The sequence below is a fragment of the Amycolatopsis sp. PSD-21 genome (genome assembly GCF_055561455.1).
The window spans coordinates 4,053,351-4,068,340 of the sequence record NZ_CM145712.1; the positions used below are offsets into that span (position 1 = coordinate 4,053,351).

Here is a 14,990-nt window from a genome sequence, read left to right on the forward strand (position 1 = left end):
AGGAGGCAACCGTGGATGAGGCTGGTCAGCTGGTCAAATGCTTGGTGTGGGACTTGGACAACACGCTGTGGCGAGGCACGGTAGTGGAGAACGACGATCCGATCCTTGCCGAAGGCGTGCGCGACACCGTGCTCGAACTCGACCGGCGGGGCGTGCTTCAGTCGGTGGCGAGCCGCAACGACCACGACGACGTCTGGCCGCATGTTCGGCGGCTGGGGCTGGCGGACTACTTCATCGAGCCGCAGATCGGCTGGGGACGGAAGTCGGATGCGGTGCGTACCATCGCGCAGCGTCTCGGGTTCGCCGAGACCGCCGTCGCGTTCATCGACGACCAGGCCACTGAACGTGCTGAGGTCGTCTTTCACTTGCCACAAGTGCGCTGCTACGACGCCAGCGAGGCGGCACAGTTGACCGCGCTGCCCGAGTTCAGCCCGGCGGTCGTTACCGAGGACGCGAGTCGCAGGCGGTTGATGTATCGGGCGGCCGAGCGCAGGGAGGCCGCCCGTGCGAGCAATCAGGGGCCGGATGAGGAGTTCCTGAAGGGGCTGGACCTGAGGTTGACCATCCGACACGCGGCGAGCCGGGACCTGGCACGAGTGGAGGAACTGACCCTGCGCACCAGCCAGATGAACGCCACAGGCGTGCACTACGGCGAGGCCGACCTGCGCACGCTGACGACTGATCCGACGCACGACGTGCTCGTGGCGACGCTGGAGGACCGGTTCGGGCCGCACGGTGCGATCGGCGTTGTGCTCGTGGAACGCGGATTGTCCTGGTGGCGGCTCAAGCTGCTGGCCACCTCGTGCCGCGTCGTGTCATTCGGCATCGGAGGAGTGGTCCTGCGCTGGCTGATCGATCAGGCCGCGCGTGGTGGCGTGCACCTCAAGGCCGATTTCCGGAGGACCGCGCGCAACCGGGTGATGGAAGTCGCCTACGGCTTTGCTGGATTCACCGACGCGCCCTGCGACGGGTGTGGCGGCGACCTGGCCTCGGCAGGCGGCGGACGGGTGTTGCACCTTGTTCCCGAACGCATCGAGGCGTCCGCCGTGATGAGCCTGGACGCGCCAGCCTTGGCCGAACAATGGGTCCACTGAGGACCGAGAAGGGGAACGATGTCCGCGCCATGGGAAACCGTCGTGCATCGGTGTTACGGCTATCGGGTCGAGTGTTCCTTTGTCCCGGCGGCGGCGCAGGTCGTGTCGGGCTTCTTCGGTAGGCCGCCGACGGCTGAGCCCGACACGGTGCTGCCTGTGCTGCGAGTGCGGATCGCGGTAACCGACGAACGCCAACGTCCTAGCAGCGAGCCACCGCACAACCCGTCCGTACTCATGGGCGACCCGGTAGTGGCCGATACCGGCGGCTCCCGGGCGACCTTGGATCCGGGACTGGGGACGATCGATGTGGTGCTGTGCCGTGAAGATCTCACCGACCCGGTGGTGTGGGGGAGGTGGCTGCTGGAGCGGATGTTCCTTTACGCTGTCATGCGTTCTCCGCGCCGCTACCCGTTGCACGCAGGTGCCGTTGTCATCGACGGCAGGACAATCGTTCTGACGGCTGCGGGCGGCGTCGGCAAGTCCACCTTTGCCTTCTGGGCCTTGCATCGGGGTGCCCAGCTGGTCGGTGAGGACATCCTCGTGCGTCACCTGGATGATGCCTCGGGCCGCTTGTGCGGTTACCCGCAGGCGGTCTACGTCGCACCGGAGTTACGCGACCGCGCCCCCGCCTGGGCCGCGGTCCAGGGAGCATCGGTCGACGGAGGGCGGAAGCTTCGCTTGCCGATACCGGATTCTGTGCGCGACCGCCTGCATCCGGCCGCCCGGCCGACCGCTTTCGCGTTCCTCACCCGTGGCGATCCGGGCGCGCCGATTCTACCGATCGATCGAGAGGATGCACTGGAGCGGTGCCGCGCGGACTTCGCCATCGCCAAGGAGGGCGAGGATCTCGCGTTGGTCGAGGCGGATCTGCGAGCGTTGCTCACCGGTGCCGAGGTGGTCGAGTTTCCGGTGGCGGCGGATCTGGACGAGAGTTACGACCGGCTGCGAGCGTACGTCGGGGGCCTGCGTGTCGACGGCTGAGCTGGTCGAGCTGGTGAGGGTGCGGCACCCGGAAGCGGTCGCCGTCGTCGACGGCGCCGACATGGTCACCTACGGGCAGTTGTGCCGAGCTGCGTCGGTGCTGCGCGAGAGACTTGCCGAAGCCGGTGTCCGGCCCGGCGATCTGGTCGGCATCGCGTTGCCTCGAGGGTGGCGCGTGGTCGCCACGATCCTCGCGATCTGGTCCCACGGTTGCGGATACGTTCCGCTCGACCCTGACTATCCCGCCGAGCGGCTGGAACTCATAGTCGCTGACACGGGGTTGCTCGCGGTGGTAGCCGAGCCGGACGGACACCGGCTGCCAGCCGGCATGACACTCGTTGCGCCGCCCGTGTCCGATCCTCTGAGCTCGTCGCCGCGTTCGGTGGCCGTTACGCCATCCGGCACTCCGGCTTATGTGATTCACACATCGGGTTCGACCGGCACCCCCAAAGGTGTCGAGGTACCGGGTTCGGCGGTGCGAGCCCTGTGCCGGTCGGTGGCCGAGGTGTTCGATTTCACCGCGGAGGACGTATGGTCCTGGTGCCACAGTCATAGCTTCGACTTCTCCGTGTGGGAGATCTGGGGACCGCTGTCGACCGGCGGCCGAATCGTCGTGGTTTCTACTGCCACGGCAAGGCGGCCCGATTTGCTGCTGGAACTGCTTGCTTCCGAGCGCGTGACAGTGATGAGCCAGGTGCCCAGCTCGTTCAAGTACCTCGTCAAGGCATACGAGCGGACGCCGGTCGACCTGGCTCTCCGTTACGTGGTGTTCGGGGGCGAAGCGCTGGATCGGCCGTCGGTGCGCCGGTGGATGGCCCTGCGACCCGATTCCGAGGCGCTGGTCGACATGTATGGCATCACCGAGACCACGGTGCACGTGACACATCGGCGGCTCACCCCGGAAGACGTCGCCGCGGACACCGGCGGCACCCGGATCGGGGTCCCGCTGCCACACCTGGCGATGGTGCTGCTCGATGCGTCCGGTGCGGTGGTGTCGGAGGGACAAGCCGGCGAAATCCATGTCAGGGGCGAAAGCCTGGCTCTCGGCTATCGCGGCATGCCCGGCGCCACCGCGCGTGCCTTTCCGGTGCTGGCGGTCGGTGGCACGCGGCATCGCTGGTACCGCACCGGCGACATGGCGCGACAGCTGGCCGACGGGTCGTTCGAATACCTGGGACGGAACGACCGGCAGATCGCTCTCCGTGGGTACCGCATCGAACCAGGCGAGGTGGAGACAGTTCTGCGCCGCGTGCCGACTGTGCTGGACGCGATTGTCGACATCGAGCCGGCAGGCGGGGGTGAGAGTGTTCTGGTGGCGTACGTGGTCGCGTCCTGCGACCTCGACATCGCGGCTCTGCGCGAGACCTGCCGGGCAGAACTGCCCACCCACCTCGTCCCAGGCCGGGTCGTGGTGGTCCCTGAGATCCCGCTGACGCCATCGGGCAAGCTCGACCGCGCCGAGCTGACGGCGAATCGCCGGAGCCCGGCGCCGTGACGGTTGTGGAGGAATGTGTGGAGACGGTGAACATCGGCATTGTCGGAGTAGGCAACTGCGCTTCGTCGCTGGTGCAGGGAGTGACGTACTACGGACTGCCGGGCGCGGACCCCGCAGGCTTGGTCAACGAGGTTTGTGCGGGCTACTCCGTCGAGGACCTGCGGTTCACGGCCGCCTTCGACGTCGACACTGGCAAGGTCGGCACGGATCTCGCCGAGGCGGTGTGGGCGCCACCGAACAACGCGCGCCGCTTCGCCGAAGTCCCGAATTTGGGGGTGCCCGTGGTGGAGGGGGCGTTGGAGGACGGTGTGGCCGGGCGCTACGCCGAGGTCGTGAACGTGCGTGGTGGGGCATCTGTCGAGGACATCGCTACCCACTTGCTTGCGACCGGGACCCACGTCCTGGTGAGTTTTCTGCCGGTGGGTGCCCAGCGTGCCACCGAGGTCTATGCCGAAGCGGCATGCCGGGCAGGCTGCGGTTATGTCAACTGCATGCCTGCAGTGCTCGGGCGTTCGATGAAGTGGCGTGACCGCTTCGCCGCCGCCGGAGTGCCTCTGGTGGGCGATGACCTGCGTAGCCAGTTCGGCGCGACCGTGGTGCACCGAGCGCTGATGGAGGCGTTGGCGCGCAACGGTGTTGAACCGACCAGCACGTATCAGCTCAACAACGGCGGCAACACGGACTTCCTCAACATGCAAGATCCGGAGCGGATGGCCACCAAAGCGCGGACCAAGGCAGCGGGTGCGTCCGATGGCACCACGGCTGTCCACGTGGGCGCGGAGTACATCCCGTTCCTCGGTGACCGCAAGGTGGCATTCATCCGGATCGAAGCGGCGGGGTTCGGGGCCACGCCACTGGAGATCGATGTCCGGATGGCCGTGGATGATTCGCCCAGCGCGGCGGGAGCTGTGCTCGACGCCGTTCGCTACACCCGCGCCGCCCAGCAGCACGGTATGGGCGGTGTACTGAACGCGGTGTCCGCGGTGCTGATGAAGGCGCCACCGGAGCCGATGGAGAACGCGGCGGCGCTCGCTGTTCTCGCCGATCTGAGGCGCCCGTGAGCGCGAGCACCGAGATGCCTGACGCCGTCGCGGAGGACAGATCCATGCGGCTGGCCATTGTGGGTGCCGGTCCCAGCGGTACATACGCGCTGGAACGGCTGGCGGCCACGGCCATCGCCGAGCAGTTGCCGGTCCCCCTGGAGGTCCATGTCTTCGACCGCACCGGCGAATTCGGTGCTGGTGCCGTGCACAGCCCGACTCAGCCGCGCACCAGTTTCCTGAACAGGATCGCAGGAGAGTTGTCTTTCGCTGCCGACGAGAGCGTCGAGGGCGCGGGTCCGTTGCTGCCGCAGGAGTGGCGGCCCACTCTCGCCGAGTGGGCGCGGTCGAGGCATGGCGAGACCGGAGACGCGGACTTCGACCTTGCGCCGACCGATTGGCCCCGCCGCCATGTGCACGGTGCCGCACTGCGCGCGGCGTTCGAACGCTATGCCGACATCCTGCGAGGCCATCCCGACGTGAGCCTAGCGCTTCACCACGAGGAGGTCGTGGACTTGGATGACCACGACGGTCCACTGCGCGTGGTCACCGCTTCCGGGAAAGAAGTAGTTGTCGACCATGTCCTGCTGGTCACCGGCCACTCCTACCACGACCCTCGGTTCGGTCCCTGGGCAGGGACACCCCGATTCCTGCCGTCGGCCTACCCGCTGTCCCGGCTCGATGAGTCGTTCGCCTCGCCCGGTTCCGTGGTCGGCTGCGCGGGCACCATGCTCACGGCAGTCGATCTCATCCTGCACCTGACCGAGGGACGCGGTGGTACGTTCGCCCGCAGCGCCGACGGACGACTCGAGTACCTGCCCTCGGGGGCCGAACCAGGCTCGATCGTCGCATTCGGGGAGACGGGCCTGTTCGCGTTCGCGCGTCCCGTGGAAGGTCTGGTGCCGCGGACCCGCCGCAAAGGCGTTTTCCTCACCAAGGAGGCTGTCGACCGGCTGCGCGCGACCTATGGTCGGTCGGCGGTGGTGGACGAGAGCGCACGCGCGCAGCTCGACTACGACCGGCACCTGCAGCCGCTCGTCGTGCTGGAGATGGCCCACACCTACTACACGGCGCTGTTCGGCCCGGCTGCCGGCGCACATCTTCGCGACGTGAACTTCGAGGCATACCAAGCATTCTTGACCGGCGCGGCCGGTGAACCGACGGCATCGACGGCCGCGCTGCTCGCCCCACTGCACGGTACGGCCAAGGAGATCGCTGTAACTCTGGGGCGCGTCCTCCGTGGTGAGGCACCGTGGACACAAGTCGACGGGGACGCGCGGTGGAACCCTGACGCGGCCTTGCGAACGTTCGCCCGGGTCGTGTTCGGCCCCGAGGCGGTGGATCGGCTCACCGCCCTGCTGCACGACCCGGCTGCCATCGCGGCGATGGCAGCCGCGCTGCCTACTCCCTGGCGGCACCTGCGTACCCCCGAGGACAACCTGTTCTCTTGGGAACGCACGATCTCGCCCCTGCCGGACACCGCGTGCCGCTCCGGCGAGCGGTACCGATCCGCATTGGTTGACTTCATGACGACCGACCTCGCGTGGGCACGGCAGGGCAACGGAGTCAACCCGGCCAAGACTTCCGCCGACGGGGTATGGCGCGGACTGCGGCCAGTGATCGTCTACGCGGTGGAGAACGGCGGATTGCTCGCCGAATCCCACCGGGCTTTCCTCGGCAAGTGGCTGCGGCAGCATAACCGCCTCGCCTATGGACCCGCGCCGGAGTTACTGGAGAAGCTGCAGGCACTTATCGAACACGGCCTGCTCGACGTGACAGCAGGCCCGGGGGCGCGGGCCGAGCCGGACGACGACGGCTACATCGTCGTCGGACCGCACACCGGCGTCCGCCTGCCGCTCGACGTGCTCGTCGACGCGAGGGTGCCCGGGTTCCATGCCGACCGCGACGCCGCCCCGCTGTATCCGAACCTCGTGCGCAGAGGGTTGGTCCGCAAGTGGCGCAACCCCGGTCCGGAGCCGTTCGAGCCTGGTGGGCTCGATCTGAGCGACCGATACCACCCGGTGCGAGCTGACGGCGTCGAGGACCGCAGGATCGGTGTTATCGGCCCAGCAGTCGAGGGCCGCAAGTTCTTTCAGGGCGGAGCGATGAAACCCAACTCCAACCATCACGCGATGCGGCACACCCTGGTGTGGCTCCGCGAGTTCCTCGCCGAAGCCGACCGGCTAGCCGCCAGGAGCCGACGATGATCACAAGCATTCACGAGTGCTGCGGCTACCTGGTGTCCTGCGCGGCCGATCCGTCCGCGGCGACTGTCGTCAGCCGGTTCTTCGGTCCACCGGCGACGTCGAATTCGCTCCCAGAGATCGCCGTTCAGATCGAGGTGCACGACCGGACCGACGCGTCGATCCAGCCGCCGTACTTTCCTCCTGATTGGGAGAACGGCGCACTGCTGGAGATCGACGCGGGGCGGTCTCGCGCTTTCATATCCCCCGACGGGTGGACAGTGCGGCTGGAATTGGCGCGTCTCGACCTTGAAAACCCCATCGTGTGGGGCCGGTGGCTGCTGGAAAAGGCGCTGTTGGTCCTGACGCTGCGTTCGCCCAACCACTATGGCCTGCACGCCGGCGGGTTAGTGGTGGACGGCAGGACCGTGGTGCTCACTGCGGACAGCGGCGTCGGCAAGTCGACCTTTGCTGCCTGGGGACTGCGTCGTGGCGCAGGGTTCATCGGCGAGGATGCGTTGTTCCGCAAGCTGGCAGACGAATCCGGTCGCTTCTCGGGTTATTCACGCGCGGCGTACTTGGCACCTGACCTGGTGGCGGGATGGCCAGAACTCGCGACGTCCGCCATAGCGCCTGTGCCCGGGCGGGACAAGGTTCGTGTCGAGTGGGCCGACGCTGTGGCGCGGAACCTGGTCGCCTCGGGTACGCCGGACATGCTGCTGGTGCTGACCAGAGCCCACGTGGACGTGGTCCCACTCGGCCTGGACGAGGCCGTGGCGCGGTGCCGATCCGATTTCGCCGCTGGAAAGCCGGACTACGCGCTCGACCGGGTGGAGACGGACGTGCGAGCCCGGTTCTCCGGAATGTCGTTGGTGGAGTTCGGTTTGGAGCCCGACCTCGACGCGAACCACCGCCGGCTGTGCGACTTGGTGGCCGGGGCGCCCGTCAGTCGCTGACCGTTGCCGCGACAGAGGCGCGCCGCCACTGCTCGGAGTCCGGACTGCCGATCAGCTTGCGCCCGCCCAGCTCGTCGTACTCGATGGAAGCGCTGCCTACCGCCGCGACGTCCCAGGGGGACAGGTCAAGGTCCAGTTTGTCCAGCGCACGTGCGAAAGGCCGCCAGGAGATCCGGTGACCCGCGCGCATCCGGTCGACCTCGGCGGACACCTTTATCCACGCTGGAGTGTCCACACGATCGGCCGCTGCATGCACTGCCTCGCGCATTCGGTCGAGCGCTTCGACGTGGTCGAGCGAGTGGCTTGCCTCCGCATACCGGGCGAGGGCTTTCTCGAACGTCGCCGCGTCGGCCTCGGGCGCGGTACCCGCAGCGAGAGCGGCCAGCACCCGGCGGCGCGGCGACTCAGACAGCAGTAACCCCAGTTCCCGAACCAGGTCGGCGGGTTCATCCGCGCAGTGAACGAGGCTGCATAGCCGATTGGGCTGTCCGAGCCGGGCGCGGAGCGTGCCGGGCTTGGCCGTGCCCAGGTTCGCCGACCCCTTGAGCGTGTTCAGCCTCACTGTGGCGGGCAGGTCATGTGTTCCTGGCGAGTGCATGAGCAGCAGCAGGGCAGGACCCGACAGCAGCACGCGGTCGTTCACCGCCAGCCGGTCAAGACTGGCCAATGTGTGCTGGTAATGCCATAGCTCCCGAGTCGACAAATGTGTGAAGCGGAACCACTCGGCACCCACCACGGTGTAGCCGTGATCGGCCAGGAAGTCCCGCACCACGGGAAGCTTGCCCGCGACGAGTCCCTCAGGACGTACGATGAGCAGCGCGGACCGCCACAGGCGGTCGGCGACGTCCGTGCCGAACACTTCGGCGGCGTCGGCTGACGACTCGCGAAAATGGGCCTCGTCCGCGTAATACCGCACTTTCTCCGGCATGCGGGTCAGCAGCGACCAATCGACGGCATCCATGAGACCTCCTCGTGCTCCGCCTACAGGCGGTCATTCCCCATACTCGATCGACCCGTCGGCTCGCCCGCTCTCGGCGAACCACCGGAAGGTCAGCAGTGCGATCAGCAGCCAGCCCGCCGCCACGGCGGCCTCCAGAGCCGCGAGTCCCAGCACGTGGCCAGCGGGCGCACCCGCCAGCAGTTCCCGTACCGCCTGGAGGCCGTGGGTCAGTGGCAGGCCCGAGGTCACGGCGGCGACCGGCGCGGGCCAGAACGACGCAGGTACCTGTACACCGCAGAAGACCATGAGGGACAGGCTGGCCAAGTTGCCGACCAGGTTGCGTAACTCCATCCTGCGCAGCACCAATCCCGCCAACACCAGGCCGAAGCAGTACGTCGAGACCGATACCAGCAGGATCAGCGGAACGGCTGCGAGCAGCCGGCCGACGGGCACGGACAGGCCGAACAGCGGGCCGAGTACGAGCAGCGACACCGATGCGCACACCGTGCCGTCGACGACCCACTGGGCGCTGCGTCCGGCGAACACGGTGAAGGGGTGGCTCGGTGAGGCGACCAGCAGCGACAGGGTCCCTGCCTGGCGTTCCCACGCCGTCGAGGCGCATACCAGCATCGCCACCATCGCGGCGATGTAGACCGCGTTGCCTACCACCAGGAATTGGGTCCGCTCCGGTGATTCCAGCAGACGCCCAACGACGGCGAAGAACGCCACCTGAACCAGGATCCGGCTCAACCAGGCGAAAGCCCACGTCCGCCAGGTGTAGATGGAACGGAAGTCGGCGAACGCGCTGATCAGTGCTCCGCGCAGGACACGGGTGTGGTCGGCGATCACACGAATCCCACCGTTCCATCGGCACGCACCCGGTTGACGATGCGTATCAGCGCGAAAGCTCCGGCGGCGTAGGCCGCCGCGCCGAGGACGAGCACGACTACCAGCCGGACCGCGGAGTTGGGTACGGCCGTCGCCCGTAGGCAGTCTCGGATCAAGTCAGTCGACCACGACAGGAAGATGAGGCGGGAGAGTGGTTGTAACCACTCCGGTAGCAGCGCTGCCGGCACCACCGCGCCGCTGAGTAGATAGAACGGATACGACAGCGAGTTCTGGAAGGTTCGCGCCGACCGTGCGAGCACGAACAGACCGGCGAACGCGGTCGCCGTGCCCACCATCGCTACGGTGGTCGCGAGCAGGGTGAAGATGAAGACCCCGGGGTGCTCGACCGTAACGCGGACGCCGAACACCAGCCTGGCTACCAGCACGCTCTCCAACAGCGACAGCAGACTCACGACTGTGGTGGTGACTGTTCGGCCCAGCACTACGACGGACAGCGGCGCTGGAGCCGCGATCAACGCCTCCAGCGAGCCGTTCTCCCGCTCACCGCTGATGATCTCGCCGGATACCAGCAACGCCATATTCCAGACCGCGATCACGGACGCGGCGACGACGGCGTTCGGCGCGAGATCGTCCCGGCCGGCGGCGATCATGATGGACACCAGCGCGAGCGTGAACAGCGGCACAGTCACCAGGGCGTGAAGGTCAGCTAGCCTGCGCGCCGTCAGGCCCTGGAACACTGCGGCGGCGACGAAGACCCGCATCAGCGCACCACGCTGCCCCGGTCACCGATTACGTGCAAGTAAACGTCGGTCAGCGAAGGCCGGCCTGTGCTGACCGAGGTGACGCCTGCGGCGACCAGCATCCTCAGCACCTCGCCGCTCGCACCTTCGGCGTTGGTCTCCACGGTGACTCGGCCGGTGTCGCCCACGACGTCGGTGACACCGGGCAACGCCCGCAGCCGAGTGACGGTGTCGGCCGGCACACCCTCGGCCACCACACGCTCGTACACGCTCAGCCAGCGGCCGATGGTGCGCGGGTTCTCTGTCGCGACCAGCCGCCCACCATCCACAAGGGACACGCGGTCGCAGACGGCTTCCGCCTCGGCCATGTCGTGCGTGGTGATGAGCACGGTGCGCCCCTCGGCGCTCAGCTCGCCCACCAAGGTGCGGAAGTCGTGCGCGGCCACCGGGTCCATGCCGACGGTCGGCTCGTCGAGGATCACCATGCGCGGGTCGCCGATGAGGCCACGGGCCAGGTGCAGGCGCTGCTTCATGCCGCGCGAGAACCGTTCGACCCGTTCGTCTGCGCGGTCGGCGAGACCCACTCGCGCCAGTAGTCGTTCGGTACGTTCTCGCCCAACAGCGGTTGGCTGACGGTACAACGCGGACCAGTAGCGCAAGTTCTGCCGGGCGGTGAGCCTGCCGTAAAGGCCGCGCTCCCCGCCGAACACGATGCCGATCAGGAGGCGTACGGCCTTGGTGTCCGCGACGACATCGTGGCCCAGTACACGGGCGGTGCCGGAGGTGGGCAGTAGAACCGTCGACAGAATCTTGCACAGCGTCGTCTTGCCCGCACCGTTCGGGCCGAGCAGGCCGTGTACCTCGCCCTCAGCCACAGTGAGTGAGAAGGCGTCGAGCGCGACTCGAGGCGGCTTGGACTTGGTTTTGTAAACCCTGGTCAGTTCTTGTGTCTCTACCGCATTCACGACAGCGCACCCGTCGCGTCGAGCCGGGCCAATTCGCCCAGCGCGGCGGCGTGGTCTTCTTCGTCGACCAGGGACACGTCGGTCAGCATGAAATCTCCGATGGGCGTGATTAACAGCGCGCCGTCACGGTGGTGGTGGACTCGGACCACAGGAAGATCTCGACGGTCGACGCGGCGCAGCAGCAGACCGCCGACGGGTTTGCCCGCTGACAGCGCTGCCGTGATCCGGTCTGTGCCAGCCGGAACGGTCGGTGGGGTCCACTCTGCCCGCCGCACCAGTTCTTGCTTCGCGTGGGCGCGCAGATCGGGAAGCGTGGGTGCCAGGCCGCCAAGCACACCGAACTCTTCCGCCTTCTCGAACAATTCGACCAGTTCCGGCGCCAACGTCCAGCGTAGTGCCGCTTCTACAATCCCGGCCGTGTCAATAGGCGTCCGCGCGCCGAGCACGGCGACGTCCAAGACGTCCTTGGCATTGAAGGGCCGCTGGAAGCGTTCCTCTGCCAACGCGAGCAGGTCGGCCTGCGTACGGTCCTCCGGAAGGCCCCGGCGGACACTGACCTCTCCGGCGTTGCCTGCGAAGGCCGTAGTGCAGATCTCGATCTGGTAGTCGTTGTCGAGAACCGGGTCGTCGCCCGGCCATTCCAGCACGACCAGCACGCTGGGGTCGGGCTGTCCGAACAGCGAGATGTTGATCGTCTCGACTGGGTTCCCTTCAAGCACCACTGACGCGGCCCGCCACAGAGCCCCTTCGTCGGAGACGACGAAGTCGACGTCGCCGACGGCTCGCTCCACTCCGACGGGGTACAACTCTGCAAGAGAAGTGCCCTTCACGACACGGCCGGCGGAGACCGCGACCAACTCATCGATGATTCCCGCGTACCGCGCCTTCCGCGCGCGGGCCCGGCGCAGTTCGTCGGCTGAGCCACTGCCCAGAGCTACGCCCGCCAGCTTCAATAGCGACAACGCGAGCACAGGGAAGGACCACCCCTGCTCGCGAGCCGCGCGGACGACCTGTCGTGGGTGCTCGTCCGGCTCCAGACCCAGTACCCGCAGGCACAGCTCCAGGTCTAGGGTTGCCTGGTCCTTTGTGGGCGAATATGTCATGCCGAACTGCCTTCCGGGCGAATTACAGTCACGAGGCCCGCGCGAACCTCGGCGGCGGCGCGGGAAAGTTCCGGGATGGACACCGCCCGCAGGCGGTCGAGCTCGTCGTCGGCCGACCGATCCGGCTCACCGTCGAGCAAGCGGTCAGCGACAGTGCGGGCAAGAAGCCCTGGGTTCTCCGCGCGCAGCAGCAACTCCATGCCGGCGCGGTGCAAGGCCGCAGTGAAGTCGTCCTCGGCGACGGCTCCCGCGGCCACTTGGTCGAGGACCCCGGTGACCGCGTCGAGCACACGGGGACCCGTCCCTGGCTCAACCCCGACAATGACCCGCCAGGCGCCTGCCTCTTCGTATGCCCGGTCCCACACCTCAAAGGCGTACCCCAGCCCCAGCACCCCACGTAGCTCGCGGAACAGGGGTGAAGCCGAGGAGGGACCCAGCAGGTGGGCCAGTAGGTCGAAGGCTGGTCGACGGGGATCGCCGATAGCTGGAGACCTGGCACCCAAGCAAAGCCAGCCGAACGTAACCGGCCAACACAGGGGACGGTGGACAGCCGGCGGCAATGGGGTCGGCTGCCGAGCGGCGCATGGGGTTTCCGGGCGGTCGTCTAAAACCAGGGTGTGCGGACCGACCACGACCAGGCTGGCTGGTCGGCGTGTGAAGATCATACTGTGGTGCTGTGTTATGTCGGCGAGCCCCGTCGCTCGTACACCAGCCTCATCGCCCGCGACAGGCTTGCCCAACGGATGACCAGGGAACAGAGCGTCCAGCACGGCGCGTTGCGCGGAGTCGGCCGGATCAGCGGCGTCGCCGGCTAGTTCGGTCAGCACTACATTGCGCTCGGTCCGCAGCGTCTCCTCGGTGAACGACGGACGCAACACCGCGTCCACGAGCAGACGGGCGGTCTCACGTGCGTGCTCGGCGGGCACCCTTGCCTCGAAGCGGAGGCGGTCCATTCCGGTCTCAGCGTCGACCCGGCCGCCGCGGCGTTCCACCTGTTCAACTACGGGCAGCTCTCGCGTCGACGGGGTCGTCATCAGCAAGTGTTCCAACAGGTGTGCCACGCCGGATAGCGTGTCCGGATCATCCCGCGAGCCACAACCGACTGTCAGACAGATCGCCGCGGTCCTCAAGCGGGGGTCTGTCACAGGCCGGTAGATGAGGGCCGTCATGTCAAGGCCCCGGCCAGGTGGACCGACCAATAGCCGGTGTCGGGCAACCAACCCTTCTTCAGCAGAGCTGCATGTACCGCATCCGCTTCCTCGCCGCTGCCGGAAACGTGGCCGCGCAAGGGAAGTCCGCGCTCCCTGGACAGGCGGATCGCGGCCGAAGTCAGACACGCGCTGCCGCCACGGCCGGAAGGCAGAAGATAGAGATCGAACAGTTCGAGGCGTTGCTCGCCGGTAAGTTCGTCGGCGTCGGCTAGCACGGTCACGTGCCCAACGAACTTGTTGTCCTTATATGCCACGAAAACGGCGCCCTCAGCCAAAGCTGAGTCGAAGAGACCCTCGGCGTGGGAACGGGTTTCGTCCTCTGTGACATCGGCGCCGTGGTTCGCATAGCCGCGAACCAGGGCGCTGATCAAAAGTGGGACCACATCCACTCGGTCGGAGACGGCGGCCGGGCGTACGGACCACCCCGGTGGAGGCGTGGAGTACGCGACCGTGGGACCTGCAAGGACGCACCTCATGTGTGGTGACGCGTCGGGGTGCGGAGGCGTGCCGTGGACAGCTAGCAGCAGTTCGGTGCAGGAGGGATCACGATCTAGTGCGATCCGGACCAGTTCATCCACCACGCCCTTATGTGCCAGGACTTTCGATGTCACAGGCGTGGCCAGTATCCGCGGTCGTCCGGTGATCTCGTCGACGGCGGGAGTGAGCACAATGAGCATGTCGCCGACGGTCGTGACCAGGTCGGACTCGACGAGGGCGGCAGCGACCTCCGCCGTCACATGTGCGTCGAGTAGCTTGGCGGTCAACTCCTGTTGTCCCAACACGTATCCCTCGATCTCGGTGCGACGCGCGGGGGCGGGACAAGGACGTCCCGCCCCCGCATCGATCACTTCTTCTTGATGACGACCTTCGGGCGAAGGTTGGCGGTCATGATTCCCTCCTCACACGTCGGCGTGCCCGCACTGCGGGCACGCTGGAAAGGGGATGGTGTAAGGGAGACATCAGCACACGACCGCGCGCAGCCAGCGCGGAATCCCCCTCCGGTGATACCCTGCAGGACTTCCCACCCCCACGTCACCCACAGGCGTGATCGACGTTACGGAAAACGGTGAGGGCGAGCAATAAGAGTCAATGAAGCGTGATGCCCGTCACATCTGATGGAGTGTCTTGTGCGGCGGTAGCGACGCATGGTCGACGTTGATGCGTTCGGTTGCAGAGAGTAAATTGCTCGTTCGTCCGATTGCTTTCCCAGCGGATGGCAGGAAGCAAAACTCGCTTACCTAAAGCGGTCTTCTCGGCGAACGTACTGGTTTGAATCTGAATGTCGACTCTGATGAAGTGGTCGACGGCGAGCGGGGTCAGTCGCCATAACCCGATGCGCCGATCTCGTTGTCGGCTCGCAGGGGGCACGTGAGTGGGCCACCACTCGACTCATGTCGAAGAGTTGGGCCTGTCCAGACCTGCAGTATGGACAG

The 14,990-nt window shown here is 67.0% G+C and carries 13 protein-coding genes; 6 read left to right on the forward strand and 7 right to left on the reverse strand.

The genetic code is table 11. The features are described 5' to 3' along the window. Window positions 1-11 precede the first annotated feature (11 nt). The 6 genes from ACZ1DY_RS19235 to ACZ1DY_RS19260 are packed head-to-tail and all read left to right on the forward strand — an operon-like array spanning window position 12 to window position 7,749. Window positions 12-1,094: an HAD-IIIC family phosphatase gene (locus ACZ1DY_RS19235; RefSeq protein WP_465485219.1), complete on the forward strand. Its 1,083-nt coding sequence runs from the start codon at window positions 12-14 to the stop codon at window positions 1,092-1,094. Window positions 1,095-1,112: 18 nt separating this feature from the next. Next, window positions 1,113-2,075 (forward strand): hypothetical protein, encoded by a 963-nt coding sequence (locus tag ACZ1DY_RS19240; protein WP_465485220.1) that lies wholly within the window; start codon window positions 1,113-1,115, stop codon window positions 2,073-2,075. Further along, complete coding sequence (locus ACZ1DY_RS19245; protein WP_465485221.1) at window positions 2,062-3,570, forward strand: amino acid adenylation domain-containing protein; 1,509 nt, start codon at window positions 2,062-2,064, stop codon at window positions 3,568-3,570. The genes ACZ1DY_RS19240 and ACZ1DY_RS19245 overlap by 14 nt, the downstream gene beginning before the upstream one ends. A 17-nt stretch (window positions 3,571-3,587) precedes the next feature. Next, the gene (locus tag ACZ1DY_RS19250) at window positions 3,588-4,631 is read left to right on the forward strand and encodes an inositol-3-phosphate synthase (RefSeq protein WP_465485222.1); all 1,044 of its coding nucleotides are present in this window, start codon (window positions 3,588-3,590) and stop codon (window positions 4,629-4,631) included. A gap of 44 nt (window positions 4,632-4,675) precedes the next feature. Further along, complete coding sequence (locus ACZ1DY_RS19255; protein ID WP_465485223.1) at window positions 4,676-6,817, forward strand: FAD/NAD(P)-binding protein; 2,142 nt, start codon at window positions 4,676-4,678, stop codon at window positions 6,815-6,817. Continuing rightward, the gene (locus tag ACZ1DY_RS19260) at window positions 6,814-7,749 is read left to right on the forward strand and encodes a hypothetical protein (protein ID WP_465485224.1); all 936 of its coding nucleotides are present in this window, start codon (window positions 6,814-6,816) and stop codon (window positions 7,747-7,749) included. Before ACZ1DY_RS19255 ends, ACZ1DY_RS19260 begins: the two co-directional genes overlap by 4 nt. Here ACZ1DY_RS19260 and ACZ1DY_RS19265 read toward each other — a convergent pair. From ACZ1DY_RS19265 to ACZ1DY_RS19295, 7 genes are read right to left on the reverse strand one after another with little or no spacing between them, the layout of a single operon-like run. Further along, entirely contained in the window at window positions 7,739-8,710 is a 972-nt protein-coding gene (locus ACZ1DY_RS19265) for a nucleoside-diphosphate kinase (protein ID WP_465485225.1), read from the reverse strand. The genes ACZ1DY_RS19260 and ACZ1DY_RS19265 overlap by 11 nt on opposite strands. A gap of 30 nt (window positions 8,711-8,740) precedes the next feature. Continuing rightward, window positions 8,741-9,538 (reverse strand): ABC transporter permease, encoded by a 798-nt coding sequence (locus ACZ1DY_RS19270; RefSeq protein ID WP_465485226.1) that lies wholly within the window; start codon window positions 9,536-9,538, stop codon window positions 8,741-8,743. Beyond that, entirely contained in the window at window positions 9,535-10,299 is a 765-nt protein-coding gene (locus ACZ1DY_RS19275) for an ABC transporter permease (RefSeq protein WP_465485227.1), read from the reverse strand. The genes ACZ1DY_RS19270 and ACZ1DY_RS19275 overlap by 4 nt, the downstream gene beginning before the upstream one ends. Then, entirely contained in the window at window positions 10,299-11,243 is a 945-nt protein-coding gene (locus tag ACZ1DY_RS19280) for an ABC transporter ATP-binding protein (protein ID WP_465485228.1), read from the reverse strand. The genes ACZ1DY_RS19275 and ACZ1DY_RS19280 overlap by 1 nt, the downstream gene beginning before the upstream one ends. Then, on the reverse strand, window positions 11,240-12,346 hold the full coding sequence (locus ACZ1DY_RS19285) for a hypothetical protein (RefSeq protein WP_465485229.1): 1,107 nt from the start codon (window positions 12,344-12,346) through the stop codon (window positions 11,240-11,242). Before ACZ1DY_RS19285 ends, ACZ1DY_RS19280 begins: the two co-directional genes overlap by 4 nt. Then, entirely contained in the window at window positions 12,343-13,515 is a 1,173-nt protein-coding gene (locus tag ACZ1DY_RS19290) for a M16 family metallopeptidase (RefSeq protein ID WP_465485230.1), read from the reverse strand. The genes ACZ1DY_RS19285 and ACZ1DY_RS19290 overlap by 4 nt, the downstream gene beginning before the upstream one ends. Then, entirely contained in the window at window positions 13,512-14,336 is an 825-nt protein-coding gene (locus tag ACZ1DY_RS19295) for a hypothetical protein (protein WP_465485231.1), read from the reverse strand. The genes ACZ1DY_RS19290 and ACZ1DY_RS19295 overlap by 4 nt, the downstream gene beginning before the upstream one ends. Between the last annotated feature and the right edge of the window lie 654 nt (window positions 14,337-14,990).

Coding starts and splice junctions, on each gene's coding strand:
- ACZ1DY_RS19255 (WP_465485223.1), top strand. CDS start 4,676: ATGCGGCTGGCCATTGTGGGTGCCGGTCCCAGCGGTACATACGCGCTG.
- ACZ1DY_RS19260 (WP_465485224.1), top strand. CDS start 6,814: ATGATCACAAGCATTCACGAGTGCTGCGGCTACCTGGTGTCCTGCGCG.
- ACZ1DY_RS19290 (WP_465485230.1), bottom strand. CDS start 13,515: ATGACGGCCCTCATCTACCGGCCTGTGACAGACCCCCGCTTGAGGACC.
- ACZ1DY_RS19285 (WP_465485229.1), bottom strand. CDS start 12,346: ATGACATATTCGCCCACAAAGGACCAGGCAACCCTAGACCTGGAGCTG.
- ACZ1DY_RS19240 (WP_465485220.1), top strand. CDS start 1,113: ATGTCCGCGCCATGGGAAACCGTCGTGCATCGGTGTTACGGCTATCGG.
- ACZ1DY_RS19275 (WP_465485227.1), bottom strand. CDS start 10,299: ATGCGGGTCTTCGTCGCCGCCGCAGTGTTCCAGGGCCTGACGGCGCGC.
- ACZ1DY_RS19265 (WP_465485225.1), bottom strand. CDS start 8,710: ATGGATGCCGTCGATTGGTCGCTGCTGACCCGCATGCCGGAGAAAGTG.